We start from the raw sequence: 1666 nt of genomic DNA, 5'->3' as shown, positions 1-1666 counted from the left end.
ATTCTGACTAACGTCAAATGTTGTTTTGTATTAAACCTGGTAAAAACCCCAAATCTTCTGGTTTGAGTTCCAATTTAGCAATATTTTTTTTGAGTCTGGTTACGATTTTTAATTTGCGCTTTTGGTCAAGGAATAAATATTCTGTTGGTGGTAAATACGGGACTTTTTTTACCATCATGTTCCAGACTATTACAGCAAGTTTTCTAGCTGTGGCAGAAACTGCTGCAGTCCTACCTTTCCTATAAGCTACCCTTTTAAAAAAGTTGGATAAATGGGTATCTTTTAAATTTCCAATTGAATTGGCTGCTTGTCTGAAAGCTATTTTTAGTCTATTGCTTCCTTTTGGTATTCGACGACTTAAAACCCTTCCACCTGATATTTTGTTATTGGGTGCCAGTCGTAACCATGACGTAAAATGTTTGGCAGATTCAAATTTCTTGAACCCTTCGGGTCCTATTTCACTCATAATGGATAATACCGTGGCATGACTTAATCCTTCTATTGTCAATAAATCCACACCTTCAAAATATTGGTAGGCTACCTGGTTAAGGTTTTTGATCTGTGGTGCATTTTTATTGATTCTTTTATGTGGTTTTTCAGTAGTTTTTAATGCCGTTTTGGCTGGTGACTTCTTAAGTTCTTGTTTAATAAACTTTTCTATTTGTTTATCACATTCCTGTATCTTTTTCTGAAGGAAGAGGTAAGTATCATGCTCTTGTTTCAATCCAAACAGGTAATCTTCCCGGTTATTGCCATGAAGGGCTTTTGCGATCTCTTCTGTTGATTTCTTACAGTTATAATGCCGGTGCTTGGCAAGTTCAAAGGGATCTAGATTTCCTTTGCATATATCACCAATAATAGCAAGCCCGGTAAGTCCACAAACATCTTTGACCACCACATCAAGCCTAAAATTCAAAAATTTCAGGTATTTCTGCATTTTATGGGTGGTCGAGGCGGCCTGGTCTATCCAATTTCCCCGCTGCCTACAGTAGGTGCGGAGTTGTTCTGTGGTTTCATCCGGTAGAAAACTTCCAGAGAGTAGTCCAAGGGTGTGTAGTTGTTGAATCCACCGACAGTCTTTTACATCGGTTTTCTTCCCTTTGGCGTGTTTGGTGAACTTGCCATTGACCAGTACAACTTCCAAGCCTTGTCTGATCAATTCTGCGAACAGATTTTGCCAGTAATCCCCAGTAGATTCCATAGCTACGGTGGTAATATCATTTGATTTAAGCCATTGTCCCAGTGCGGTAAGTTCTTCAGCATATACACCAAATTCCTTAACATCCTGCGCGAGCTGCCCAATAGCTACATAATGTGAGCGGCTGCCAACATCAATCCCGGCTGCATGAGAATTGATGATCTCCATAGATAGTTTTTTTCGTCCCATATTCAAATATTTTAAAAAAAAGACCCTAAGGAAATGTATCTTTGATTTGAACAATATTCTGAACGGGCTCTCCATAAGGGGCACCACTGAAATTATCAACAAGCTCCTGAACTACTAATTCCGGAGCTTTTTACATTTCGACCAGAATTGCGCACGGGCTTTATTTCCAGCACCAATTTTTAAAACGGCCACACATAGAGTTCGTATTAAATTTAATATAGATAAAGATTCCTGCCCACGTTAGCACAAGAAATTAATGGAGTTCTTCATATGGTGAAT

1 protein-coding gene is annotated in these 1666 nt (G+C 38.7%); it reads right to left on the bottom strand.

The genetic code is table 11. The annotated features are described in order from the left end of the window. Positions 1-13: 13 nt before the first annotated feature. A complete protein-coding gene (locus DHD80_RS19785) occupies positions 14-1387 on the bottom strand; it encodes an IS110 family transposase (RefSeq protein ID WP_251743200.1) in 1374 nt (457 codons plus the stop codon). Positions 1388-1666 lie beyond the last annotated feature (279 nt).

Origin of the sequence: Gramella sp. AN32 (assembly GCF_023718305.1) — a bacterium.
GTDB lineage: Bacteria > Bacteroidota > Bacteroidia > Flavobacteriales > Flavobacteriaceae > Christiangramia > Christiangramia antarctica.
This window is presented reverse-complemented; position numbering and strand designations above follow the sequence as displayed.